This window comes from Bacillus sp. JJ1127, from assembly GCF_036965845.1.
Taxonomy (GTDB): domain Bacteria; phylum Bacillota; class Bacilli; order Bacillales; family Bacillaceae_G; genus Bacillus_A.
Genome location: NZ_JBALQK010000144.1, coordinates 1 through 1,385, shown reverse-complemented (window position 1 = coordinate 1,385; position 1,385 = coordinate 1). Strand labels below are relative to the sequence as shown.

Here is a 1,385-nt window from a genome sequence, read left to right as displayed (position 1 = left end):
TCAATTGTTATTGATGAATCTATTAAGCACCGGCATTATGCTGATTGCTATCTGGTATAGCGAAATGAAAATGTTACTTAGGCCGGAACAAACACAGTTATTTATAGGAATTGTAACCGTAGCAATGGCGTTTTCAACGATTATTTATTGGCTATTAACACGCCCTATTACGGAAGCTATTCAAAATTTAATTGCATTAACAAAAGAATTTAGTGATAGACAATTTGAGACGATGCATAGAATTGGACAAGGACCAAAAGAATTTAAAGAATTAGCAACAGCTTTTCAACAAATGGCGAAAAAATTAAAAGAAGGGTTTACGAAGTTAGAAGAAGGAGAGAAAGCACGTACAGAGCTCATTGCGAATATTTCACATGACTTACGAACACCTTTGGCTAGCATGCAATTGATGATTGAAGCATTACAAGATGATGTAATTGCAAATCCCGAAATGAAAATGCAGTACTTAACGACAATCCATAAAGAAATACAAAGATTAAGTGGATTAATTAATGACTTATTTGTTCTTTCTAAGTTAGAACTTGGACAAGAAGATTTTTATCCAAGTTTCACACATATGGATCGTATTCTATTAGAAGTACTAGATTCACATTCTATTTTATTAGAAGAAAAACAGATCCATTTGCAATTACAAGTTTCTGATACATTGCCTAAGCTCTGGATTATGCCTTGCAAGATAGCACGGGTTATCAGTAATTTGTTACATAATGCAATTCAATATTCTCCAGTATCTGGAACGATTGAGCTAATTATAGAAGAAAATAAGCAGAAGCATCACGTTCAATTCATCGTACGTGATGAAGGAGAAGGCATTGCTTATAGTGATCAACTGCGCATATTTGAACGCTTTTTTAGAACAGATCCATCAAGAAGCTCACAATCTGGGGGATCTGGGCTCGGATTATCCATTGCACAATCATTAATCGAAATGCACAAAGGCGAAATTGGTGTACGAGATCGTTCAGATGGTAAACAAGGGAGTGAATTTTGGTTTACCCTTCCCGTTACAGCAGCAAAGAAATGAGATGATTGCAAGACTTTTGTAACATTTATGAAAGCAAATTGAAAGGAATATATAATAAGATGAATATATCAAAGGTGATTTCATTTTAACTCAGAAGTAAAAAGTATAGGCAATGTACAATATAATCTTATGTTTTATAGTTTCATCTACCTCAACAAGTGCAATTAAAACCTATGCTTTAAAATTAATTTGCTCAGATGTGCTAGAAAAATAAGCTTGAGAAATCCCTTTCCCCTTATTTTCGAAATCACTTTGAAAAATGACATGGAATTCATATTCTATGTCATTTTTAGTGTAATTAATAAAATTTTTATTTTCACATCATTGTATTGTTATATAA

Annotated in this window: 1 protein-coding gene; it reads left to right on the top strand. The window is 32.8% G+C overall.

The features are described from left to right. On the top strand, nucleotides 1-1,045 hold a 1,045-nt coding region (locus V7183_RS14695), incomplete at its 5' end, for a sensor histidine kinase (protein ID WP_335359991.1). Between the last annotated feature and the right edge of the window lie 340 nt (nucleotides 1,046-1,385).